19 protein-coding genes and 3 pseudogenes are annotated in these 21,980 nt (G+C 57.7%); 11 read left to right on the forward strand and 11 right to left on the reverse strand.

The window, feature by feature from the left end; all coding sequences use genetic code 11:
• Positions 1-9 precede the first annotated feature (9 nt).
• Positions 10-930 (reverse strand): LysR family transcriptional regulator, encoded by a 921-nt coding sequence (locus AAHB66_RS07130; RefSeq protein ID WP_347115674.1) that lies wholly within the window; start codon positions 928-930, stop codon positions 10-12.
• 244 nt (positions 931-1,174) lie between these two features.
• On the opposite strand from AAHB66_RS07130, the gene bssR reads away from it, so the two are divergent.
• The gene (gene bssR, locus AAHB66_RS07135) at positions 1,175-1,558 is read left to right on the forward strand and encodes a biofilm formation regulator BssR (RefSeq protein WP_347115675.1); all 384 of its coding nucleotides are present in this window, start codon (positions 1,175-1,177) and stop codon (positions 1,556-1,558) included.
• Between the two features lie 105 nt (positions 1,559-1,663).
• On the forward strand, positions 1,664-2,782 hold the full coding sequence (locus AAHB66_RS07140; protein ID WP_347115676.1) for a PQQ-dependent sugar dehydrogenase: 1,119 nt from the start codon (positions 1,664-1,666) through the stop codon (positions 2,780-2,782).
• Position 2,783: 1 nt separating this feature from the next.
• On the opposite strand, the gene AAHB66_RS07145 is transcribed toward AAHB66_RS07140, so the two are convergent.
• A complete protein-coding gene (locus AAHB66_RS07145; protein WP_347115677.1) occupies positions 2,784-3,410 on the reverse strand; it encodes a glutathione S-transferase family protein in 627 nt (208 codons plus the stop codon).
• 256 nt (positions 3,411-3,666) lie between these two features.
• Here AAHB66_RS07145 and dacC point away from each other — a divergent pair, with 256 nt between their 5' ends.
• Positions 3,667-4,872 carry a serine-type D-Ala-D-Ala carboxypeptidase gene (dacC, locus tag AAHB66_RS07150; protein WP_347115678.1) on the forward strand — a complete coding sequence of 402 codons (1,206 nt, stop codon included), beginning with the start codon at positions 3,667-3,669 and terminating at the stop codon, positions 4,870-4,872.
• 106 nt (positions 4,873-4,978) lie between these two features.
• Here dacC and deoR read toward each other — a convergent pair whose 3' ends face one another.
• The 3 genes from deoR to AAHB66_RS07165 all read right to left on the reverse strand — a co-directional run bounded on the left by deoR (position 4,979) and on the right by AAHB66_RS07165 (position 7,149).
• A complete protein-coding gene (deoR, locus tag AAHB66_RS07155) occupies positions 4,979-5,737 on the reverse strand; it encodes a DNA-binding transcriptional repressor DeoR (protein ID WP_347115679.1) in 759 nt (252 codons plus the stop codon).
• Between the two features lie 67 nt (positions 5,738-5,804).
• Positions 5,805-6,413: an undecaprenyl-diphosphate phosphatase gene (gene ybjG / locus AAHB66_RS07160; protein ID WP_347115680.1), complete on the reverse strand. Its 609-nt coding sequence runs from the start codon at positions 6,411-6,413 to the stop codon at positions 5,805-5,807.
• A gap of 7 nt (positions 6,414-6,420) precedes the next feature.
• Positions 6,421-7,149, reverse strand: coding sequence for a phosphatase PAP2 family protein (locus tag AAHB66_RS07165; RefSeq protein WP_347115681.1), 729 nt, complete (start codon positions 7,147-7,149; stop codon positions 6,421-6,423).
• A gap of 167 nt (positions 7,150-7,316) precedes the next feature.
• Here AAHB66_RS07165 and AAHB66_RS07170 point away from each other — a divergent pair.
• A pseudogene (locus AAHB66_RS07170) lies at positions 7,317-8,554 on the forward strand (MFS transporter).
• Positions 8,555-8,608: 54 nt separating this feature from the next.
• Here AAHB66_RS07170 and AAHB66_RS07175 read toward each other — a convergent pair.
• Entirely contained in the window at positions 8,609-9,421 is an 813-nt protein-coding gene (locus AAHB66_RS07175; protein ID WP_347115682.1) for a Cof-type HAD-IIB family hydrolase, read from the reverse strand.
• A complete protein-coding gene (locus tag AAHB66_RS07180) occupies positions 9,411-10,628 on the reverse strand; it encodes an MFS transporter (protein WP_347115683.1) in 1,218 nt (405 codons plus the stop codon). Before AAHB66_RS07180 ends, AAHB66_RS07175 begins: the two co-directional genes overlap by 11 nt.
• Positions 10,629-10,709: 81 nt before the next feature.
• Here AAHB66_RS07180 and AAHB66_RS07185 point away from each other — a divergent pair, with 81 nt between their 5' ends.
• Entirely contained in the window at positions 10,710-11,255 is a 546-nt protein-coding gene (locus AAHB66_RS07185) for a TetR family transcriptional regulator (protein ID WP_347115684.1), read from the forward strand.
• A gap of 46 nt (positions 11,256-11,301) precedes the next feature.
• Here AAHB66_RS07185 and AAHB66_RS07190 read toward each other — a convergent pair whose 3' ends face one another.
• From AAHB66_RS07190 to AAHB66_RS07200, 3 genes are all read right to left on the reverse strand, one after another.
• Positions 11,302-12,339, reverse strand: coding sequence for an acyltransferase family protein (locus AAHB66_RS07190; RefSeq protein ID WP_347115685.1), 1,038 nt, complete (start codon positions 12,337-12,339; stop codon positions 11,302-11,304).
• 158 nt (positions 12,340-12,497) lie between these two features.
• Entirely contained in the window at positions 12,498-14,174 is a 1,677-nt protein-coding gene (locus tag AAHB66_RS07195) for a hypothetical protein (protein ID WP_347115686.1), read from the reverse strand.
• Positions 14,171-14,905, reverse strand: coding sequence for a hypothetical protein (locus AAHB66_RS07200; RefSeq protein ID WP_347115687.1), 735 nt, complete (start codon positions 14,903-14,905; stop codon positions 14,171-14,173). Before AAHB66_RS07200 ends, AAHB66_RS07195 begins: the two co-directional genes overlap by 4 nt.
• A gap of 221 nt (positions 14,906-15,126) precedes the next feature.
• On the opposite strand from AAHB66_RS07200, the gene AAHB66_RS07205 reads away from it, so the two are divergent.
• The 6 genes and pseudogenes from AAHB66_RS07205 to crtB all read left to right on the forward strand — a co-directional run bounded on the left by AAHB66_RS07205 (position 15,127) and on the right by crtB (position 21,421).
• Positions 15,127-15,693: a DUF2239 family protein gene (locus AAHB66_RS07205; protein ID WP_347115688.1), complete on the forward strand. Its 567-nt coding sequence runs from the start codon at positions 15,127-15,129 to the stop codon at positions 15,691-15,693.
• A gap of 210 nt (positions 15,694-15,903) precedes the next feature.
• Positions 15,904-16,824 (forward strand): polyprenyl synthetase family protein, encoded by a 921-nt coding sequence (locus tag AAHB66_RS07210; protein ID WP_347115689.1) that lies wholly within the window; start codon positions 15,904-15,906, stop codon positions 16,822-16,824.
• 120 nt (positions 16,825-16,944) lie between these two features.
• A complete protein-coding gene (gene fni / locus AAHB66_RS07215; RefSeq protein WP_347116440.1) occupies positions 16,945-17,850 on the forward strand; it encodes a type 2 isopentenyl-diphosphate Delta-isomerase in 906 nt (301 codons plus the stop codon).
• Positions 17,850-19,026 (forward strand): annotated as a pseudogene (gene crtY / locus AAHB66_RS07220) (lycopene beta-cyclase CrtY). Before fni ends, crtY begins: the two are co-directional and overlap by 1 nt.
• Positions 19,019-20,498 (forward strand): annotated as a pseudogene (locus tag AAHB66_RS07225) (phytoene desaturase). Before crtY ends, AAHB66_RS07225 begins: the two co-directional pseudogenes overlap by 8 nt.
• Positions 20,495-21,421: a 15-cis-phytoene synthase CrtB gene (gene crtB, locus AAHB66_RS07230; RefSeq protein ID WP_347115690.1), complete on the forward strand. Its 927-nt coding sequence runs from the start codon at positions 20,495-20,497 to the stop codon at positions 21,419-21,421. The pseudogene AAHB66_RS07225 and the gene crtB overlap by 4 nt, the downstream one beginning before the upstream one ends.
• Here the strand turns inward: crtB and AAHB66_RS07235 are convergent.
• Positions 21,360-21,896 (reverse strand): sterol desaturase family protein, encoded by a 537-nt coding sequence (locus tag AAHB66_RS07235; RefSeq protein WP_347115691.1) that lies wholly within the window; start codon positions 21,894-21,896, stop codon positions 21,360-21,362. The two genes, crtB and AAHB66_RS07235, sit on opposite strands and share 62 nt — an antisense overlap.
• Positions 21,897-21,980 lie beyond the last annotated feature (84 nt).

The following is a 21,980-nucleotide window of genomic DNA, read 5'->3' on the forward strand; positions in this document are numbered from 1 at the left end:
TCCCGGGCTTCAGGCCGATTGACTGCTGTAAAAATCGGCCAACAGGGAAAAGAGAATTTTATTGGTCTCTTTCCGGCAGGACGAATAGATACTGAATTGTGGCAATGTAAATGGCGTATCCAGTCTTTTTAACTGATACATCCCGGAATAAGTCGCAAAGACTTTTTCCGGGATAATGCCCAGGCAGTCGGTGGTAGACACAATCAGTAAGATGGAGGCGAAAGAGGTGGTCAGCAGACAGCGCTCGCTGGAGCGGAATTTTTTATCCACGATGCTGCGATGATAAATGATCTTTTCGTTTTTGGTGTTGTAACCCACCAGATTGGCATCCCGGAACATCTCTTCCGTTACCGTATCCCCATAAAGAGGATTATCCTTTGCAGCAATCAGCACCAGCGACATATCACTCATCTTCTGGCAAGAAATATTACTGCTCTCAACAGAAAAGGTGGAGAACACCACATCCGCCTGGCGCATGTTCAACAGTTCGGTAATCTTCGCTTCGTTAAGCTCGGCGGTGCGGTGCAGCAGGCTGACATCCGAGTTCATCCCGACGATCTTCTGCGTCAGTTCCGGCACCACTAACGGCGAGACAAAGGACTCGGTGTAGAGGGTCAGTCTTCGTTTTTTAATGCGGGAAGAGAGGGGGAGCAGGGTGGCAAGCTTGTCGATAATCGGCAGGATGTTATCGTACAGTTCATCCGCATACACGGTGGGCAACAGCGTGTTGCCGCTGCGAACAAACAAATTATCCCCCATCTGCTCGCGCAGTTTTCGCAGCGACTGGCTGACGGCAGAGGCAGAGATGTCCAGCATATCGGCCACTTTCGAGATGCTACCCACGCTATAAATTAAGCAAAAAAGGGTCAGCAGATTCAGGTCGATCCGGTTTAACGAGATTATTTTTTCTGACACCGGTATCGTTGGCATACGCCCTCTGCAACCATCCCCGCAACCCTCTCAAAAATAGCAGGCTTCCCGATCCCCGCGTTGAGGGAGAAGCATGATTTTATGCCCAGCAAAAATCACTGCCTTCTCGCAGCTCTTTTTGCCCGCAGTTTTAACATTGTAAATTTCGGTAATCCGTCGCGGATTATTGACCTGACGCATTAAACTGCACAAAAAATAGACATAATCTGAAGATGTTCTAAAGCTGACAAGGGGGGGAAATAGCATGTCCGTTGACAGACTGAAACGCGATCTTCTTAACAAGATGATTAATGCCCACATCGATCTCGCGGCCTATCTGCAGTTAAGAAAAGCGAAGGGGTATATGTCAGTCAGCGAAAGCGACCATCTGCGTGACAACTTCTTTGAACTCTGTACTTACATGCGTGAAAAAGCGCCGGAGCTGAGAGCGTACTGCAATGCCGACGAGCAGGCGATGCTCTATCGCGCCGCCGGATCGCTCACCACCGCAGGCGTCTGTATGATGACCGGCAACCACGATTGCCCGACGTTCATCGCCGTCAACGCAGAGAAGCTGGAAAACTGTCTGAACGATCTCACTCTCTGCATCCAGTATCTGAAATCACATGCACCGCTGATTCAGAGCTGATCCCGGGGGAGGCAACTCCCCCCATCTGATTAAGCTTTTGTAAAAGTAACAATGCCCCTGCGCTGAGTGGCTACCTTTAAGGAATACGTCGAAAAGGAGTGCATTATGCGTCGATCCTCGCTTATTTCCCTGCCATTGTTGCTCATCTCCGCTTCACTGTGTGCCGCGCCTGCCGAAGTGAAAGTCTCGGTGCTGCAAAATAAACTCGATCACCCCTGGGCGCTGGCGTTCCTGCCGCAGGATCAGGGCATGCTGATCACGCTGAAAGGCGGACAGCTTAAGCGCTGGCAGGCGGGCAAAGGGCTCTCGGATCCCATTGTCGGGGTGCCGAAGGTCTGGGATAGCGGTCAGGGTGGATTGCTCGACGTGGCGCTGGCCCCAGACTTCGCCACCTCGCGCCGGGTCTGGTTGAGCTATGCCGAAGCGGGGGACGACGGAAAAGCGGGCACGGCGGTGGGGTATGGCCGTCTGAGCGAGGATAACGCCCGGCTGGAGGCCTTTAAGGTAGTCTTCCGCCAGCAGCCGAAACTCTCTACCGGCAATCACTTTGGCGGCAGGCTGGTGTTCGACGGCAAAGGCTATCTGTTTATCGGGTTAGGCGAGAATAACCAGCGCCCGACTGCCCAGGATCTGGATAAGTTACAGGGTAAAGTGGTGCGCCTGACCGATCAGGGCGCGGTGCCGGACGATAACCCCTTTGTGAGCAACAAACAGGCGCGACCGGAGATCTGGTCTTACGGTATCCGCAACCCGCAGGGGATGGCGATGAACCCGTGGAGCAATACCCTGTGGCTCAACGAGCACGGGCCGCGCGGGGGCGACGAAATCAACATTCCGGAAAGAGGCAAAAACTACGGCTGGCCGCTGGCAACCCACGGCATCAACTACAGTGGATTGCCGATCCCCGAAGCGAAAGGGGAAACGGCTGCGGGAACCGAGCCGCCGCTTTTCGTCTGGAAACAGTCCCCGGCGTTGAGCGGGATGGCTTTCTATAACAGCGACGTCTTTCCGCAGTGGAAAAACAAACTCTTTATCGGCGCGCTGAAGGATAAGGATGTGATTGTGCTGAACGTCAGCGGCAATAGCGTTACCGAGGAGGGGCGGATCCTCGGCGATCGCAATCAGCGCGTCCGCGATGTGCGGGTCGGGCCGGATGGCTATTTATACGTCCTGACCGATGAGTCAGACGGGCAACTGCTAAAAGTCAGCCCGTCCAGGGAGTAGATCAGGTTACCGGGATCATCACCACGTTACGGTAGGCCGGGCGCTCGGTCAGGTTCGCCAGCCAGCGTTCCAGGTGCGGACGCGGTGCCCACGCCAGGCCAAGGTTGGTCAGGTTCCAGACAAAGGGCGCGACGGCGATATCACCCACGCCAAAGTCGTCGCCCGAGAACCATGCCTGTGCCGCCAGAGTCTCATCCATCATGGCGAACAGCGATTCGCAGGTGGCTTTGGCAGCGTCAATGGCCGCGTAGTTACGCTCGGCTTCCGGGGTTCTTACCAGCCCCATCAAAATCACCCGGTGGGCAGGGGAGAGCGTCTGGTTGGCCCAGTCCATCCACTTGTCGCCGACGGCACGCTTCGCAGGTGCATCGATCCACAGACGGTTCTGGCCGTATTGCGCCACGAGATAGCGCACAATGGCGTTGGATTCCCACAGCGTAAGGTCGGTTTCGTCATCGCGCAGCAGCGGCACCAGGCCGTTGGGGTTCATCGCCAGATACTCGGCCTCTTTATTTACCCCGTGTTCCAGTCCCGCCATGACCTGCTTAAAGGGTAAATCCAGCTCTTCCAGCGTCCAGATTACCTTTTTAACGTTGGTCGAATTGTTCCTGCCCCACAAAGTAATCATAATAACCTCTTATAAATAAAGCCGATATCAAGATGAAATCCGTGTTGATGGCTTTACATGGTGAGATAAACCTAACCAATACGCAACAGACGCGAAAAAAATCGATGCGGTCAAAGCGTATCGGGTTGTTATTGCATAAACTTTAAAAACTTTACCAGGTTTTGGTTTTTTTTAAGTCTTGAGTGCGTTATTACTCATCGCTTCTTGCGGCACGGCGATGTGACGTGATTTTTGGAATGGAAACTCGGGTGGCATTATGATGCGAAACACTTTTTCTTTACGCGGTCTGGTAGCGGGTTCTGCGCTGCTGGTCCTTTTTGCACCTTCGCTGTACGCAGCGGAACAGGCGGCGCCAGAGGCTCCGCCCGTTGATGCCCGCGCCTGGATCCTGATGGACTACGCCAGCGGCAAAGTGCTGGCGGAAGGCAATGCAGATGAAAAACTCGATCCTGCCAGCCTGACCAAAATCATGACCAGCTACGTCGTAGGGCAGGCGCTGAAAGCGGGTAAGATCAAGCTCACCGACATGGTGACCATCGGTAAAGACGCCTGGGCGACCGGCAACCCTGCGCTGCGCGGCTCCTCGGTGATGTTCCTCAAGCCGGGGGATCAGGTGGCGGTTTCCGACCTGAACAAAGGGGTAATCATTCAGTCGGGGAATGATGCCTGCATCGCGCTGGCCGATTATGTGGCCGGCAGCCAGGATTCTTTCATTGGTTTGATGAATGGCTACGCGCAAAAATTAGGCCTCACCAACACCACCTTTAAAACCGTTCACGGGCTGGACGCGCCGGGCCAGTTCAGTACCGCGCGCGATATGGCGCTGCTGGGTAAGGCACTGATTCACGATGTGCCGGAAGAGTACGCGATCCATAAAGAGAAAGAGTTTACCTTCAACAAAATTCGCCAGCAGAACCGCAACCGTCTGCTGTGGAGCAGCAACGTCAACGTGGACGGGATGAAAACCGGCACCACCGCCGGGGCAGGGTACAACCTGGTGGCCTCGGCAACCCAGGGCGATATGCGTCTGATCTCGGTGGTGCTGGGCACCAAAACCGACCGCATCCGCTTCAATGAGTCAGAAAAACTGCTCACCTGGGGCTTCCGCTTCTTCGAAACCGTTACCCCGATCAAGCCGGATGCCACCTTTGTCAGCCAGCGGGTCTGGTTTGGCGATAAGAGCGAGGTGAATCTCGGTGCCGGTGAAGGCGGCTCGGTCACCATTCCGCGTGGCCAGCTGAAAAACCTGAAGGCCAGCTACACCCTGACCGACAAGCAGCTGACCGCACCGCTGAAAAAAGGCCAGGTGGTCGGCACCATCGACTTCCAGCTGAACGGCAAATCCATTGAGCAGCGTCCGCTGATCGTGATGGAAGCGGTGGAAGAGGGCGGGTTCTTCGGTCGGATGTGGGATTACGTGCTGATGAAATTCCACGAATGGTTTGGCGGCTGGTTTAAGTAAAGCTTCCGTGCATCGCCGGGTGGCGGCTTCGCCTTACCCGGCCTACGGGGTTTCCCAGGTGTTGTAGGCCCGTGCAAGCGCAGCGCCGCCGGGCAATAAGCCGCACTCAGTACATCAACTTAATCTGCTGCGCCTTAGCATAAGTAACCAGTTCTTCATCCGGGCGGCAGTCGCTGACGATCGCGTCGAAGCGCGTCAGCTCCCCCATCCGCGCCGGGCGCACCTTACCCACCTTGCTGTGATCCACTACCAGCACATGATACTGCGCCATATTCATCGCCCACTGCTTAACCGGCAGTTCATCCAGATTAAAACAGGTCGCGCCCTGGCGAACATGCACGCCAGCCGCGGAGTAAAAGGCGATATCCGGGCACAGATTGCTGAGGGTGTCCTGCAGGTTAAGCGGTTTAAAGATGGCATTGCTGGCGTGGAACTCGCCGCCGCAGAGGATCACCCGGCACTCGGGTTTTTCCTGCAGGGCGAGAAAGGTGTTCAGGGAGTAACAGACCCCGGTGAATGGCAGGTCGTTATCAATGGCTTCGATGATCCACGGCGTGGTCGTGCCACAGTCAAAAAACAGCGTCTGATGCGGCTGCACCAGTGAGGCGGCCAGACGCGCTGCTTTGCGCTTCTCTTCCACCAGGCGGGTTTTTTGGTCGCTCAGCAGATAGTGGCTGGCGCTGCGGGGTTCGAGGACAATGTAGCCGCCGAGCAGCACCACGGGCCCGCTTTCACTGTTGAGGTCGCGACGAATGGTCATTTCCGAGACGCCGAGCAGCGCGGCGGCCTCTTTCAGATGCAGTTTATCGCTGCGCTTAAGCGCATTAATCAGTTGAGCCAGCCGTTCGTCACGTCGTGTTTCCATAGGTCCTCAGAGCGATAAATGAACCCCCGTTACGCCGGGGGCTCAAGTTTACCTCGTGAGACCCAAATTAGTCACGTATCCAGCCTTTGCGGATCGGCAGGGCAAAGCAGAAGCGGTACAGCTGCGAGAGGCGCTGGTAGAGCGCGTGACCGAACAGGTTCCACAGGATCTGCGCGCTCAGGCAGCCCAGCAGCCCGACCATCAGTCCGCCCAGCATATCCATCGGCCAGTGGACCCCAAGATAGACGCGGGACCAGGCGATGGCGCAGGCCACGAGCATCAATACGATTCCAGACCAGACCCGGTGCCAGAGCAGGAACGCCAGGGCAAAGGTGAAAATAGCGGTGCCATGATCGCTCGGGAAGGAGTCGTCGGCGGCGTGGTGCAGGAAGTTATAGCCGACGCGATCGACAAACGGGCGATCGTGAGGGAACAGATGACCCAGCAGCCAGGAAGCGGCCATGCCGATCGCCAGCGCCATGGCGATTTTAATCACCAGCTGACGCTGGGCACCCACCTGCTTGCGCGGCCCCCACAGCCAGAGGATCGCAATCAGCGCCGGGACAATGCTGATCAGGTCTTTCGCCACAAAGATGGCCAGTTTGATGCTCCACTCCGGTGAAGCAGGCGTGGCATTAATCAGTTCAAACAGTCCGTAGTTCAGATTTTCTAACATACCCTCGTTACTCTTTTGCAAACCAGGTGGAAATCAGGCCCCAGGCCACCACCTGTGAAAACCACACCCACCAACCTGCCCACAGGTTGTGCGAGAAGAAATGTGCCCCGCGCATCACCTGGCCATAGCCCATGACCAGGCCGAGCACGGCACCGGCGACCACCATTCCCCAGGCCAGGCGTGGACGCTCGCGCCAGAAGGCGAAGAACAGCCCCATCACCATAAAGCCGCTTGAGGAGTGGCCTCCCGGGAAGCAGCGGCCAGGGCCGCTACCGAGGGGAGCCGCGTCAAACAGGGGATACGCCAGCGCTTTGCCGCCGTACTCCACCAGATCCCAGGGGCAGCTGTGATGGCTGATGGCCTTCAGGATGCCCACCACCGCCGTGCCCAGCCCCATCAGCAGCGCCGCCGTGACTAATCGCGGACTGCGTTTGTACGCGCCGTAAAGCAGCGTTCCGGCCGCCACGGCAATGGTCACGTATTTCGCCAGACGATGATTGAGCAGATCCAGCAGCGCGTTTCGCTGCAGCGGAAAGTGCTGGCTCGCGGCGTCAAACCAGTAGCCCGTCAGCAGCCTGTCGAGGGTTTCATCCCGCGCAAGCCAGGTAAAAAGCCCGGCCAGAACCAGCAGCACAATAAGCTGGTAACCATAAAAACGAACCGGTAAGCGGTAAAGGGCTTTTGTCTTAGAAGTCTTTAACTTAGACAATTCTGAAGCGGAGGCGATTTGTGTCATAATTAGGGTCAATGACTGGAAAAGCCCAAGCATACGGACGCCAACTTAAGGAAACCTTAAACGACGGCGATTTGTGCTTTATTTCTGACCAGTTGCGTTAATCTGCTATCTCTGGCGCAGCCATTTCATTACACTCTGCGCGATTTTTTATCGAATATTGAGACTCCATGCTAAACCGTTCTTCTTCCCGCACGCGCCTGGGGCGTCAGGCGCTGCTGTTCCCGCTGTGTCTGGTGCTGTACGAATTCTCCACCTATATCGGTAACGATATGATCCAGCCCGGTATGCTGGCCGTGGTGGAGCAGTACAACGCCGGGATCGAGTGGGTGCCTACCTCCATGACCGCCTACCTGGCGGGGGGGGATGTTTTTACAGTGGCTGCTCGGGCCGCTGTCGGATCGTATTGGCCGCCGTCCGGTGATGCTTACCGGGGTGGTGTGGTTTATCGTCACCTGCCTGGCAACCCTGCTGGCGCAAACCATCGAGCAGTTTATGGTGCTGCGTTTTTTACAGGGGGGTTAGCCTGTGCTTTATCGGCGCCGTCGGTTACGCCGCGATCCAGGAGTCCTTTGAGGAGGCGGTGTGCATTAAAATCACCGCCCTGATGGCTAACGTGGCGCTGATTGCGCCGCTGCTCGGCCCGCTGGTGGGTGCGGCCTGGGTCCACGTCGCGCCCTGGGAAGGCATGTTTGTGCTGTTTGCGGCCCTGGCGGCGATCTCGTTTTACGGTTTGTACCGCGCGATGCCCGAAACCGCGACCCGCATCGGGGAGAAGCTCTCACTAAAAGAGCTGGGGCGCGACTATAAACTGGTGCTGAAGAATGTCCGCTTTGTGGCGGGGTCGCTGGCGATTGGCTTTGTCTGCCTGCCGCTGCTGGCGTGGATCGCCCAGTCGCCGGTGATCATTATCAGCGGCGAAAAGCTCAGCAGCTACGAGTATGGCCTGCTGCAGGTACCGATTTTTGGCGCGCTGATTGTCGGTAACCTGGTGCTGGCCCGCCTGACTTCACGCCGCACCGTGCGCTCGTTAATTATCATGGGCGGCTGGCCGATTGTGATTGGGCTGGTGGTGGCTGCGGTGGCGACGGTGGTCTCTTCCCACGCCTATCTGTGGATGACCGCCGGGCTGAGCCTCTACGCGTTTGGTATTGGGCTGGCGAATGCCGGGCTGGTGCGCCTGACGCTGTTTGCCAGCGAGATGAGTAAAGGTACGGTGTCGGCGGCGATGGGGATGTTGCAGATGCTGATCTTCACCGTCGGGATTGAGGTCAGCAAACACGCCTTCAGCAGCGGCGGCAACGGGCTGTTCAGCCTGTTCAACCTGGCGAACGGCATCCTGTGGCTGGGGCTGATGTTTGTGTTCCTGAAAGATAAGCGGGTAGGCAGTTCGTTACAGCCGGAGTAAACAATCAAGCCGGGTGGCGGCTACGCCTTACCCGGCCTACGAAACTACGCCTGCTTAATCGAACGGGGCCTCCCGGTTCAACACGCGGTCAATCACCGCCAGCACCCCTTCGTCGTTATTGTGCGGCGCTTCATAGCGGGCAACCGCCTTGATGTGATCCCGGGCGTTTGCCATCGCAAAGCTAAACCCGGCCTGGGTCAGCATCTCCACGTCGTTGCCGCTGTCGCCAAAGGCGACCACTTCGCTGTTGTCGATGCCCCATACTTCCTGCAGGAGACGCAGACCGTTGGCTTTGTGGATCCCCGGCAGGATCAGATCGATACTGCCGTGCCCGGTGGTAACCGGCACCATAATGTCGCTCAGCTTCTCGTGGATCATCGCCTGAATGCGCGGAATTTCGTCATCCGGCACGTTCAACCCAAATTTAAAGAAGATGTCGTTGAAGTTCTCGAAGTTCTCCACCTTTTCCAGCCGGTGATAATATTTGGCGGCGAGATCATGGAAGGCTTCGCCATAGTGCTTCAGGGTATAGGCACTGCCTTTACCGCAGGCGATGACTTCCACTTCCGGAATGGCGCAGAGAAACTCCGCCACGGTGGCGAACTGGTCCTGGGTCAGCTCGCCGTTGTAGACATCCTGCCCGGCGTTCACCACCCAGCCGCCGTTTTCGGCGACAAAGGCGATCTCATCGGCGATCTCCGGGAAAAAGGAGATCAGCTGGTAGTACTGGTTGCCGCTGGCAACCACAAACCGTATACCCTGTTCCTTCATCTGCGCGTACTGGCGCAGAAAACGCGCGCGATTGTACTGCTTCGCATCGTTCAGGAAGGTACCATCCATATCAACCGCAATCAGTTTAACGCTCATATCCATTCTCCATGGCCGATTTAGCCTGCGAATCCGGTTTGGCAACCGCCCTGGCGACCAGAGCGGCAATCATCACTAATCCTAAGACCACCAGCATGGCGCTGCGTAAGCCGTAGTGCTCCCCGAGGAAGCCGAGCAGCGGCGGGCCCACCAGGAAGGCGAGATAGCCGGTGGTGGCCACCACGCTCACGCGCCCCGGCGCGTCCGGGCCGGTGTCGCTGGCCGCCGAGATGGTCAGCGGGAAGCCGAGCGAGGCGCCAAGCCCCCACAGCACCACCGACACGCCGGCCACCCAGTCGACATCGACAAAAATAATCAGGGCAATGCCCAGGCCGCCCAGCAGGGCGCTGGCACGAACCACCGTCACGCGGCTGTAGCGGTCGATAAACCAGCCGCCGGTAAAGCGCCCGACGGTCATGCCCAGCGTAAACCCGGCGTAAATCAGCGAGCCGGAGGTCGGGCTGAAGCCGTGGCCGTCCACCATCAGCAGCGGCAGCCAGTCATTTGCTGATCCTTCGGCAAAGGCCATTGCCAGCACCACCACACCAATCAGCATCAGCTGCATATCGCGATAGAAGGGGAGCCCTTTTTCACCCGATTTAGCTTCACCCGCGAGGTTCCTGCCGTTGCCGTCCGGGATGGCGGTGATCCCCAGCAGAACCGGGGCGATACAGACCAGCGCGGCCAGCAGGATATGGGTTGTAGCGGCGATACCGGAGGCGGTCAGGGCCATGCCGATCCCGGCACCGGCCAGGGTGCCGAGGCTGTAAAACCCGTGCATCATCGGCAGCACGGTTTTGTTCATCTCCCGCTCGATGGTCGCGCCTTCGACGTTGATCGCCACTTCCGCCGCGCCAAAACTGCCGCCAAACACGGTCAGCCCGAGGGCAAACGCCAGCGGGGAGGCGAACCACAGCGCAACGCTGAGGAGGATCATACCCACAATGGCGCAGCACATGGTGGTGCGGATCACGGTCCGGGTGCCGAAGCGCTTAACCAGCCAGGCGGAACAGAGAATGCCGCTCATCGAGCCTATCGACAGGCCAAATAACACGATGCCCATTTCCGCCGTCGAGACCGACAGAATGTCGCGGATGGCGGGGGTGCGCGTGGCCCAGGAGGCCATTAACAGGCCGGGGATAAAGAAGAACATAAACAGCGCCCACAGGCGGCGTTGCAGAAGTTTGCGCGGTGAGATGACGGTCATTGTTTCTGTACCAGAAGGACAACATTGAAGACAACACTAGCAAGTTTGTGTACATTTGTACATAAATGCGCTGAGGTAAAAATGAACAGACGACCCAACGATCCGCAACGGCGGGAACGGATATTGCAGGCCACCCTCGACACCATCGCTGAGCATGGCCTCAACGCTGTCACCCATCGCAAAATCGCCAGCTGCGCCGGGGTGCCGCTGGGGTCGATGACCTACTATTTTTCCGGGATGGATGCGCTGCTCGAAGAGGCTTTCACCTGGTTTACGCAGCAGATGTCGGTGCAGTATCGCGAGTTTTTTGCCGGAGTCACCGGGCCGGAGATGGCCTGCGAGGCGATCACAACCCTGATTTACAGCTCCCAGGTCACCACGCCGCACAATATGGAATTGATGTACCAGCTTTATGCCTTTATGAACCGCAGCGCCTCGTTAAAAACCGTGATGCAGGACTGGATGAAAACCAGCCAGACGACGCTGGAGCAGTGGTTTGACCCGGTTACCGCCCGCGCCCTGGACGCGTTTATCGAAGGGATGACGCTGCATTTTGTCACCGACCGCCAGCCGCTCACGCGGGAAGCGTTGCGGGTGATGGTGGGCAGGATAGCGGGGGAGGGATAAGGGCTTGTCCGTCATGTACCGCGCCGGGTCCATGACGGACTTTGATTTATTTGATGACAAACGGGCCGCGCACGATGTCTGATAGCCACACGCCAATTCTGTGTGCGATGTAGATGCAGATGCACGCGTAAATAACGGCCGCCAGGGGATTTGGGATAGTAAATTGCAAGCCCAGCAAACCTATGAATAAAGGAATCAACGCTTTTGTAATGTATTCAAGCCCACAGATGTTTAACGTGTTCTTTCCTACGCTAACAACATAATTTGACTCGCAAATACCTTTAGCAATAAAAACGCACATCAAAATTAAAGATAGTGTCGTGAATATATTATTAAACATGCCAATAGCAGCATAGCTTAAAAGGGATGGCTGGATTTTCTGTAAAACAGCTAAAAACAGCGAGCTGGAATTGAAAAGCTGATACGCAGTGATAATCGCTAATACTGTAAATAACACAGCGCCGGAAACAGATTTCGAAAATGCCTTACTGTTCTGCAATGTGTTAAATAAGCATCTCCCGGCCGCGAGAGACCACCAGTATGCTAACGCTGAGTCGACATTAAAAATCCATTTCGGATCGACTAAGGGATTATGCCCCAAAACAGTTTGTGATAAGACATATGCTATTAGCGAGATGATTAACAGCACGACAGGATTTGACGTAATTCTGGAAAAAATAAAATCAATGATGAAAATAGTAAACAGACAATTAATAAACCACAGACTGCCTACTGCGGGGGCGTTTCTAATGCCAAAAATAATCTCAATAACGCTCTGTTTTAATGCGCCAAAACTGATGCCTGCGCCAAGAGACGAGATGATCAGCGTCATGAAGGCAAAAACAAAGTATGGCAGAAGAAGTCGTTGCCCTTTACTGACCACAAACTGAATAAAATTAACTTTTGATTTATGCTTAGAAAAAAATCCAGCGGCAAAGAAAAACAGGGGGACATGGAAACTAAATACAAAAGGATAAAGTTTTCCTGCGAATGCACCTAAATGCCCCAAATATATTGCAGATATCCCTAAGAACTTCATGGCATCTACCCAATCATATCTGGGTTTAATACTTGTCAGATTCATTCCTCAGCCCTGAATTAAAAATGTTAAAGTGAACACGACGATTAATGTGAGAATTATTAGTTAACCGAATCTTCAGTTTATCATTCATCATTGGGAGATGGAATTGAAAACCTCCTTTCGATACGGGTAGTTATGAGCACTTACCGGTGTGTTGCAAACTATTCTTCACGTGTCACATACCCGAAATCAAAGCCCTGCAGCACATGTTCACGCAGATACTGATTGATCGGATAGCTGTAGCTCTGCCCGATACTGACGGCATGCACCACACGCAACACCGCTCCGCCGCTCAGCGGTAAGGGTTCATCGGTAATCGAAATTTTCGCGCCGGCTAATCCGTCTTTGAGATTCTGCCAGGTCCCGGATTCCGTGATGCTGTTATTGATCACGCCGAACGTGACCACCAGTGCGGCAATTAACGCGACGGGTAAGGCCAGAGGATGACGATTCAGGAACCGCACCGGGCGCGAGGCACGACGGGTTAAGATCGCCGCCGTCAGGGGCACGAGAAGCAAATAGAGCAGTTTTGCCAGATGCGTGAGCGCCCCCGCAAGAGAGAAAATCAGCGCAATGGGCGGCACAATCACGGCTCGCGCGGCGTCTTCACCCAGCTTTTCATTTACCCCACCCGCGCTATAGCTTGATCCCGCCGCGCGCAGTTCAGGTAATTGTCGCTTCACCGCCTCGTCAAGATGGGGCGTGTGTAGCTCAAGGGCGAAACTTTTTAACTTGTCGTTTAACGGGTACTCCTCCCGAACAAGCGTATTGGCCGGCAGCAGCAGCGTTTCGCGTAACTCTTTCTGCACCACGTTCAGGCGGAAAAAGACGCCCCAGTCGAGCCGCTTGGGAATGGTCACGCCTCTGTAGACCACGGTGCGCTGGGCGAGGTACTTCTGTCTGGCGGCTTTCGCCACCGCGGCATTGAAACCGGAACGATCTGACGGCGACCAGTTATTGCTGACCGGGACGCCCTGGCCGCGAACCTGGTTGCGCACGGTGGCGTAATAACGTCGCGGGACGTTCCAGGTTTTCAGGCGCTTCGCCTCTAAGGAACGTTCATAGCGTTGCCAGGCTTTGGCCTGCTCAAGCTGCACCGTTTCGGTGATATCCATCTCATCGTTGTAATAGGCAACGTACTGCTTATGCACCTCTTCGCGCGCCTGGAGCCAGGCTTTGTAGTAGCCCAGGAGGCCACCTTCACGCGCGCTGATGTTGTCGCGTAAATTATGCTCCGTACCGCTTTCCAGCAGCTTACGGTAGCGATCGGAGGCGCTTAACAGGATCGGTAAGGTCGCCAGAAACGCCTTCCCGGATGGGCTGGTCCAGGTTTGCACCTGTCCGCCGGCGCTGTCCAGCGGGATGCCTTGCAGCGTCTGCTGACCTTCAATTAACGCATGCTGGTAGAGCTGCGCCAGCAGGGACATCTGACGAAATTCTCCCGTGCTCTTCGATACCTGGCGTTCAATCACCCATTCCACCGCATGCCACGTCAGGGTGCCGGCGATCAGGCACAGCAGCAGCACCGCGCCGGTGCTGGCTTTAGCCGTAAGATGAGTGCCTCTTTTCTTCAGCCGGACAATGCCGATCAGCGAGAACTGTAGCACCAGCAGCGCCGCCGCGATGGCGGTTAAGGTCCGCCCGTAGCGCTCCATATTGTGCACTTCGTCGGCCGTTGACACGCTGCCAACCAGGTCCAGCAGGCGAGAGTTGAACGCCAGTTCACAAATGAGATAGGTGAGGGTAATGCCCGTCACCAGCCAGTTTTGCCAGGCGGGGAGAACCGATCGTTTGATGCCGTTCTGCACCCATTGCTGTTCCTGAACCTGGTCGGTCATGACTTCAGATCCAGGCTGGTCTGACGGGTTTTGGTCGGAGCATAGATCTCCGTCGGCAGGGAATTGTCCAGCTCAGGCTGGGCCACTTTAGGCGGCAGCGGATCCGCCGTTTTGGTCGGAGTACGTTTTGCCGGCTTCGCCACGGGCTGTGCTTTGGTTTTACGGGCCGCTTTGACGCTATCGTTGCTGCTGCTCACGACCGTTTTTTGCTGTTGGACGGGGAGTCGACGGTGGTACACCTCCCCATGCTGCCAGTTGAACTGTTCGATACGATTACCGGTGGGGAAGTTCAGCTGCAGCTTGTCGGCACCGGGAGTGATTTCCGGCCCGGTATCACATACGCCAGTGAAGGCCCACTCCTGGGAACGGGTGTTTTGCAGATCGACCAGGCGATACTGCGCCGGACAGGAGGGGGTAGCCACTTTCAGCACCAGCAGGGTGTGCCCTTCGATGTGGTATTGATTGATGATCCTCGCCCAGCTAACGCCCTCGATTGGGCGCTCAATCATCAGATTGCTCCACTTCAGGCTGTAGCGACCATTCAGCTCGCGCAATGCGCCGGTCGAGCCATCCGCCAGGGTGAACTGTCCGACTTCGTTTCCCAGCACGCTCGCCAGATCGGTATTGAACAGAATCTTGCCGTTTTTATCGTAACGGACGGAGCAGCCACTTAACCCCAGAATTAACGCCAGAACCAGCAAGCTACGCAGGGTTAAAGTGTGTCGTGACATATTCATCCGTTAAGTCCGTTTTGGTTGGTTATTTTCGGGAACCATCCATGAGAAAAATCTCAGGAAATTTAACATGTTGAGCTGATGCGTCAATCTCCAAATCTGGTGGGTAATGCCCCAGCGGCTACAGACCAATGCCGCTAATTTTACCCGGGTATAATTGACGGGAAGCGGCTCACTCTGTACTCTTCTATTTTTATCCGGGTAAAAAAGGTAACCGTATGACGAATATCACCCTCACTGCTTTCTCTCAGCAGCGGCAGATTGCCCACGGGATACTGAGCGAACTGTTACAGCAGATCCAATCCGCTAACATTCAGCATGAAAGCGTTTTCATTTTTAACGATCGCAGCGGTAAACGTCTCGATATCCACGTTCAGGGCGACATCGGGACGACCCTGGCGGTTTACCCGGAGCTGGCAGAGACGCCTGTAGTAAAAACCCGCGGACGGCCGAAACTGGGCGTTTCGGCAAAAGAGGTGACATTGCTGCCGCGGCACTGGGAGTGGTTAGCCACCCAACCCGGCGGCGCTTCCGCCACCTTGCGCAGGCTTATCGACCAGGCGAGAAAATCCGGGGAAGTGGCGGATAACAAGCGCCAGCGTCACGATCGCGCCTACCACTTTATGTACGAAATTGCGGGGGATCTGCCTGACTACGAGGCTAGCCTGCGCGCGCTCTTTGCTGACGATGAGGCGGCGTTTACGGCCTGTATCGGCAACTGGCCGCAGGATATTCGCCAGTACGCGCTACGGCTGGCGTTTGGTAAGGAACAGCAGGGCGACTAAAAATCTCTACAAATGTAAATTTCTGTGCAATTTTCTGCGAGGGTTTTCTTTTAACTTATTGATTTTAATTGATATAAAATTGGAGTCTGGTTTCCCCTTTACCGGCGGGCAACAAAACGCAGAAGGATACGCTACGCTTTGTAAATCACCCTGCGGCAAGCGTTTTTACCTCTTCTGCGGAAGTCGCCACCTAACACTGGGGAAGCCCCTATGACCCTTAGTCATGAAGATGATGTAAAAATGCTGCTGTCTGCGTTTGAACGGCGTCTGGAACACCTTTTGCCTGAAGGCGCGCAGGAGGGTCAGGTCTATGCGGCCATGCGTGAAGCCACGCTTGTCGCCGGCAAGCGAATGCGCCCTCTGTTGCTGCTGCTGGCAGCGACGGATATGGGCTACAAAACAGAGCAGACCGGCCTTCTGGATCTGGCCTGTGCAATTGAGATGGTCCACGTCGCCTCCCTGATCCTCGACGACATGCCCTGCATGGACAATGCCATGCTCAGACGCGGGCGGCCGACGGTTCATTATCAGTACGGTGAAAACGTCGCGATACTGGCGGCGGTAGCGCTGCTGAGCCACGCTTTTTGCGTGATTTCACGCGCGGCTTCACTGACGCACGAGGCAAAAGCGCGGGCGATTGCTGAGCTTTCGGCCTCGGTGGGGCACATGGGGCTGGTGCAGGGGCAATTTCGCGATCTGAATGGGGCGCGGCAGAGCCGCAATGCGGATGAGATCCTGCTGACCAACGAGCTGAAAACCAGCAGCCTGTTCAACGCCACCCTGCAGCTGGCGGCCATCGCGGCCGACGCCCCGCCTCAGGTGAGCGAACGTCTGCGCTTTTTCGCCCGCGATCTTGGCCAGGCCTTCCAGCTGATCGATGACCTGACGGACGGCTCAAATGCCAACGGCAAAGATCCCCATCAGGATAAAGATAAATCGACCCTGGTCGCGGTGCTCGGGGCTGAAAGCGTGTTCCTGCGGCTGCGCGAGCATGTGCGCAGCGCCGATCAGCATATCGCCACCGCCTGTCAGCCGGGAAACACCGCCCGCTACTATGTTCACGCCTGGTTTGAAAAACAGCTGACGCTTATCAGTCAGAGCCTGTCGTTATCCCTGTCGGAGTGTCAATGAGCAGCCTGTCGCAACGTAAAAGCGATCATCTCGATATCGTACTGAACGGCGCGCCCGGCGCAAAAAAAGTGTACTAACGGCTTTGAAAAATGGCGCTTCGGGCACTGTGCGCTGCCCGAACTGCATCTTGATGATATCGATCTCACGACCAGGCTGTTTGGCCGTACCCTGAACGCGCCGCTGCTGATCAGTTCCATGACCGGCGGCACCCGCCGGGCGAGCCAGATCAATCAGCATCTGGCCCTTGCCGCGCAGGCACTGGGGCTGGCGATGGGGGTGGGTTCCCAGCGCGTGGCGCTGGAGAGCGAGGCGAACTATGGCCTGACGCGGGAACTGCGATCCTTTGCCCCGGACGTGGTGCTGATGGCCAACCTCGGCGCCGCGCAAATCGCCGGTCGGCAGGGGCTCGACTATGCCCGACGGGCCGTAGAGACGCTCGCGGCAGACGCGCTGATTATCCACCTCAACCCGCTGCAGGAGGCGCTGCAGCACGGCGGGGATCGCAACTGGCGCGGGGTTATCGACGCCATTCATCAGACCGTCGAGGCGCTGCACGTCCCGGTGGTAGTCAAAGAGGTGGGCAATGGGATTTCGGTACCGGTTGCCCGGCAGCTGGCCGCGGCGGGGGTGGCGATGCTCGATGTCGCCGGTGCCGGTGGCACCAGCTGGGCGGCGGTAGAGGGCGAACGCGCCGTCACCGCACACGACCGGGCGGTGGCGATGGCCTTTGCCGACTGGGGGATCCCCACCGCCACGGCATTGCAGGATCTGCATCAGGCGCTGCCCGACATGCCGCTGGTGGCCTCGGGCGGGATCGCCAACGGCATCGAGGTGGCCAAAGCCATCCGCCTGGGTGCCAGCCTGGTAGGGCAGGCGGCCGGGGTGCTGCAAAGCGCTTTAGTCTCCAGCGAGGCGGTCATTGACCATTTTCAGGTGATCGTCGACCAGCTGCGCGTCGCCTGTTTCTGCACCGGCAGCGCCAACCTGGCGCAGCTGCGTCAGGCCACGCTGGTAGCACAAACCTGATGGCGCACGAGTGGGATCTTATATTAGTGGGCGGTGGGCTGGCGAACGGCCTGATCGCCCTGCAGCTGTGGCAACAGCGCCCGGAGCTGCGGGTGCTGCTTCTCGAGGCCGACGGCAGGCCTGGCGGTAATCATACCTGGTCATTTCATGGGGGCGACATTACGCCTGAGCAGCACCAGTGGGTTGCCCCCCCTGGTCGCGCACCGCTGGCAGGGGTACGACGTCCGCTTTCCCGATCTGAACCGCACCCTTGCCGGGGACTATCTCAGCATCACGTCCGCGCGTTTTGCTGCCGTGCTGACCGACGCAGCGGGCGTGAATCTGCACACCCACGCCGTCGTCACCGAACTCACCCCGGAGACGGTGACGCTCGCCGATGGCACAACGCTCCGGGCCCGGACGGTGATCGATGGCCGGGGCTTTATCCCGGAAAGACATCTCAACACCGGCAGCCAGTCATTTCTCGGCCAGGAGTGGCGTCTGCGCCAGCCGCACGGCCTGACCCGGCCGATACTGATGGACGCCACGGTTAATCAGCAGGGCGGGTACCGTTTTGTCTATACCCTTCCGCTTTCCGCAACCGAACTGCTGATCGAAGATACTCACTACATTGACGCCGCCGACCTGCATCTCAGCGCTGCGCGGCAACACATTGCTGACTATGCCCGCCAGCAGGGCTGGTGTCTGGAGAGCCTGATTCGTGAAGAGCAGGGCCATCTGCCGATTATGCTGGGAGGCGATTTCCCGGCGTACTGGCAGGCGCGGGCTCAGCAGCCGTGCAGCGGCCTGCGCGCCGGTCTGTTTCATGCCACCACCGGCTATTCGCTGCCGCACGCGGTGGCGTTGGCCGACGCCATTGCCGGAACCGCGGATATCAGCGCGGCGTCGATCTTTTCCGTGATCCATCGCTATGCCCGGTGCCAGTGGCACGCGCAGCGTTTTTTCCGCGCCCTGAACCGCATGCTGTTCCTGGCGGGGGATGCCGATAAGCGCTGGCAGGTGATGCAGCGTTTTTACTCTCTTAACGAAGGGCTGATTGCCCGCTTTTACGCCGGACAGCTGACCCTGGCCGATAAAGCGCGGATCCTGGCAGGTAAGCCCCCCGTTCCCGTCGGCGAAGCGATGCTCGCCATACTGAAACTCACTCCCCGGATGCGAGCGTTTCACCATGAATAAAACAGTGATTATTGGCGCCGGTTTTGGCGGATTAGCCCTGGCCATTCGGCTGCAGGCGCAGGGTATTGCCACACTTCTGCTGGAGCAGCGGGACAAGCCCGGCGGGCGGGCGTACGTTTATCAGGATAAAGGGTTCACCTTTGACGCCGGGCCGACGGTGATCACCGATCCCAGCGCCATCGAAGAGCTGTTTACCCTCGCCGGAAAGCGGATGGCGGATTACGTCGAACTGCTGCCGGTGACGCCGTTCTATCGCCTGTGCTGGGAGACGGGCGAGGTGTTTGATTACGACAATGTGCAGACCCGGCTGGAAGAGCAGATAAGACGTTTTAACCCGCGCGACGTGGAGGGTTACCGCAAGTTTCACGCCTACTCGCGGGAGGTGTTTAACGAGGGGTATCTCAAACTCGGCACGGTGCCGTTCCTCTCTTTTCGCGATATGCTCCGCGCCGCGCCGCAGCTCACCCGCCTGCAGGCCTGGCGCAGCGTCTACGGCATGGTCTCGCGCTTTATCGAGAATGAACAGCTGCGCCAGGCGTTCTCCTTTCATTCCCTGCTGGTGGGGGGCAATCCCTTTGCGACCTCGTCCATTTATACCCTGATCCACGCCCTTGAGCGTGAGTGGGGCGTCTGGTTTGCCCGGGGTGGCACCGGGGCGCTGGTGCAGGGGCTGGTGAAGCTCTATCAGGACCTCGGCGGCGAGCTGCAGCTGAATGCCGAAGTAACCCGGCTGGTAGCCGAGGGGGGAGCATATTCGCGCCGTGGAGCTAAAGGACGGCCAGACCATTCCGACCGCGGCGGTGGCCTCCAACGCTGACGTGGTGCACACCTATGAAAAGCTGCTGGGTCATCATCCGGCGGGGGCCGCGCGGGCAGCATCGCTCAAGCGCAAACGCATGAGTAACTCTCTGTTTGTGCTCTATTTCGGCCTCAATAAGCAGCACGATCTCGCGCACCACACCGTCTGTTTCGGGCCGCGCTATAAAGAGCTGATCGACGACATCTTTAATAAAAACGCGCTGGCGGAGGATTTTTCGCTCTACCTGCACGCCCCCTGCGTCACCGATCCCTCCCTGGCGCCGCCGGGCTGCGGCAGCTATTACGTGTTAGCCCCGGTGCCTCACTTAGGCACCGCGGATCTCGACTGGAACATTGAAGGGCCGCGCCTGCGCGACCGGATTTTTGCCTGGCTTGAAGCCCACTACATGCCGGGGCTGCGCAGCCAGCTGGTGACCCACCGCATCTTCACCCCCTTCGATTTTCGCGACCAGCTGGGGGCTCATCTGGGCTCCGCCTTCTCTGTCGAACCGATCCTGCGCCAGAGCGCCTGGTTCCGGCCGCATAACCGCGACAGCCGGATCCCCAACCTTTACCTCGTCGGGGCGGGTACCCATCCGGGGGCCGGTATTCCCGGAGTGATCGGTTCGGCCAAAGCCACCGCAGGGCTGATGCTGGAGGCGCTTTCCCGATGAACACCACCCTGATGGATCACGCCACCGACACCATCGCCGTGGGATCGAAAAGCTTTGCCACCGCGGCGAGGCTTTTTGACCCGGCGACCCGACGTAGCGTGCTGATGCTCTACGCCTGGTGCCGCTACTGCGACGACGTTATCGACGGCCAGGAGCTGGGATTTAACGTCACGCCCGTGGCCAGCGTCCAGGCAGAACAGCGCCTGGAGATGCTCAAAAATCAGACCCTGCGCGCGTGGGAAGGGGCCGAGATGAGTGAGCCCGCCTTCGCCGCCTTTCAGGAGGTGGCCCTGGGCCACAATATCCCGCTCCAGCTGGCTTACGATCATCTTGACGGCTTTGCCATGGACGTGCGCGAGACCCATTACGAGACCTTCGATGACACCCTGCAATACTGCTACAGCGTGGCGGGGGTGGTGGGGTTGATGATGGCGAGGGTGATGGGGGTACGCGATGAAGCCGTGCTCGACCGTGCCTGTGATTTAGGCCTGGCGTTTCAGCTGACCAACATCGCCCGGGATATCGTCGAGGATGCCCGGGTGGGCCGCTGTTACCTGCCGGCTCAGTGGCTGGTAGAGGAGAACATCCCCCCGGAGGCGATTGCGACGCCACAGATGCGTCAGCCCCTCGCGGGACTTGCCCGGCGGCTGGTGGCAGAAGCTGAACCCTATTATGCCTCTGCCCGGGCGGGGCTGGCCGGGCTGCCGCTGCGATCCGCATGGGCGATCGCCTCGGCGCACGGGGTGTATCGTGAGATTGGTATTAAGGTCAGCGCAGCGGGCCCCCGCGCCTGGGATTCACGGCAGGGAACCAGCGCGTTTGAGAAGTCGGGATTACTGCTGAAAGGCGCCGGGCTGGCACTCACTTCTCGTTTTGCGACGCCGGCACCGCGTCCCGCCGGGCTCTGGCAGCGCCCGCGCTAGCCGCACTGCGGGCCTTGCGCTGGCGTAACGTGGCCTGCAACTTTTCAATCGGCGGCGCATACAGAAAACCAAAGGAGACGCAGTCCTCTTTGCCCCGCACCGCGTGGTGCAGACGGTGCGCCAGATACAGGCGCTTGAGATAACCCCGGCGCGGGATATAGCGAAACGGCCAGCGCTGATGCACCAGCCCGTCGTGCACCATAAAGTAGAGTGCGCCGTAAGCCGTCATCCCGGCACCTATCCACTGGAGCGGCCACAGGCCCCAGGTCCCCAGCGCAATCAGCACAATCGCCAGCACGGCGAATACCACCGCGTAGAGATCGTTAACCTCAAACCAGCGGGTGCGCGGCTCGTGATGCGACTCATGCCATCCCCAACCCCAACCGTGCATGATGTACTTATGCGCAAGGGCGGCGACCAACTCCATGGCGGCAACGGTTAAAAACACGATTATGGTGTTGTACAACGCGAGCATTGGTACTCCTTGGGCTCGGGGGGGATGTGGTGTCAGGTATTAAGCGTAACACTTAATTGAAGGACTGGTTGGAAAGTGGGAGCG

It is taken from the genome of Leclercia sp. S52 (genome assembly GCF_039727615.1).
Lineage (GTDB): Bacteria > Pseudomonadota > Gammaproteobacteria > Enterobacterales > Enterobacteriaceae > Enterobacter > Enterobacter adecarboxylatus_B.

Coding starts and splice junctions, on each gene's coding strand:
- AAHB66_RS07130 (WP_347115674.1), bottom strand. CDS start 930: ATGCCAACGATACCGGTGTCAGAAAAAATAATCTCGTTAAACCGGATC.
- bssR (WP_347115675.1), top strand. CDS start 1,175: ATGTCCGTTGACAGACTGAAACGCGATCTTCTTAACAAGATGATTAAT.
- AAHB66_RS07140 (WP_347115676.1), top strand. CDS start 1,664: ATGCGTCGATCCTCGCTTATTTCCCTGCCATTGTTGCTCATCTCCGCT.
- AAHB66_RS07145 (WP_347115677.1), bottom strand. CDS start 3,410: ATGATTACTTTGTGGGGCAGGAACAATTCGACCAACGTTAAAAAGGTA.
- dacC (WP_347115678.1), top strand. CDS start 3,667: ATGATGCGAAACACTTTTTCTTTACGCGGTCTGGTAGCGGGTTCTGCG.
- deoR (WP_347115679.1), bottom strand. CDS start 5,737: ATGGAAACACGACGTGACGAACGGCTGGCTCAACTGATTAATGCGCTT.
- ybjG (WP_347115680.1), bottom strand. CDS start 6,413: ATGTTAGAAAATCTGAACTACGGACTGTTTGAACTGATTAATGCCACG.
- AAHB66_RS07165 (WP_347115681.1), bottom strand. CDS start 7,149: ATGACACAAATCGCCTCCGCTTCAGAATTGTCTAAGTTAAAGACTTCT.
- AAHB66_RS07175 (WP_347115682.1), bottom strand. CDS start 9,421: ATGAGCGTTAAACTGATTGCGGTTGATATGGATGGTACCTTCCTGAAC.
- AAHB66_RS07180 (WP_347115683.1), bottom strand. CDS start 10,628: ATGACCGTCATCTCACCGCGCAAACTTCTGCAACGCCGCCTGTGGGCG.
- AAHB66_RS07185 (WP_347115684.1), top strand. CDS start 10,710: ATGAACAGACGACCCAACGATCCGCAACGGCGGGAACGGATATTGCAG.
- AAHB66_RS07190 (WP_347115685.1), bottom strand. CDS start 12,339: ATGAATCTGACAAGTATTAAACCCAGATATGATTGGGTAGATGCCATG.
- AAHB66_RS07195 (WP_347115686.1), bottom strand. CDS start 14,174: ATGACCGACCAGGTTCAGGAACAGCAATGGGTGCAGAACGGCATCAAA.
- AAHB66_RS07200 (WP_347115687.1), bottom strand. CDS start 14,905: ATGTCACGACACACTTTAACCCTGCGTAGCTTGCTGGTTCTGGCGTTA.
- AAHB66_RS07205 (WP_347115688.1), top strand. CDS start 15,127: ATGACGAATATCACCCTCACTGCTTTCTCTCAGCAGCGGCAGATTGCC.
- AAHB66_RS07210 (WP_347115689.1), top strand. CDS start 15,904: ATGACCCTTAGTCATGAAGATGATGTAAAAATGCTGCTGTCTGCGTTT.
- crtB (WP_347115690.1), top strand. CDS start 20,495: ATGAACACCACCCTGATGGATCACGCCACCGACACCATCGCCGTGGGA.
- AAHB66_RS07235 (WP_347115691.1), bottom strand. CDS start 21,896: ATGCTCGCGTTGTACAACACCATAATCGTGTTTTTAACCGTTGCCGCC.